Source organism: Pseudomonas vlassakiae (assembly GCF_014269035.2).
Taxonomy (GTDB): domain Bacteria; phylum Pseudomonadota; class Gammaproteobacteria; order Pseudomonadales; family Pseudomonadaceae; genus Aquipseudomonas; species Aquipseudomonas vlassakiae.
On sequence record NZ_JABWRP020000067.1, the window covers coordinates 1 to 330 of the forward strand.

At 61.5% G+C, this 330-nt stretch carries 1 protein-coding gene; it reads left to right on the forward strand.

Going from position 1 to position 330, the window contains the following annotated elements:
* The coding region (locus tag HU738_RS25810) for an immunoglobulin-like domain-containing protein (RefSeq protein ID WP_217871560.1) at positions 1-330 on the forward strand (330 nt) is incomplete at both ends.

Sequence of the window (330 nt, forward strand, 5' to 3'; positions counted from 1 at the left end):
CCGGCAGCGTCGCCGTTGCCGCGCCAGCGGATGATCCATATATCGACGCCGGTCAGGTCAGCGCCCGCATCACCAATGCCTCGGGTGGCAATTTCGAGAGCTTGGCGATCAACAGCACGCCAGCGGTGACCAACGTCACCGACACCATGGATACATCGACCGTGAACCTCACGGCCACGCCATCGGTGGCTGAAGGTGGAACCATCGTTTACACCGCCACAGTTGGTGCTCCTGTCACTGGCAGCCCGGTCATAGTCAGCTTGGCCAACGGCCAGACCATCACCATTCCGGTCGGTCAGAGTTCCGGTACCGCTACGGAAGTCGTCACCA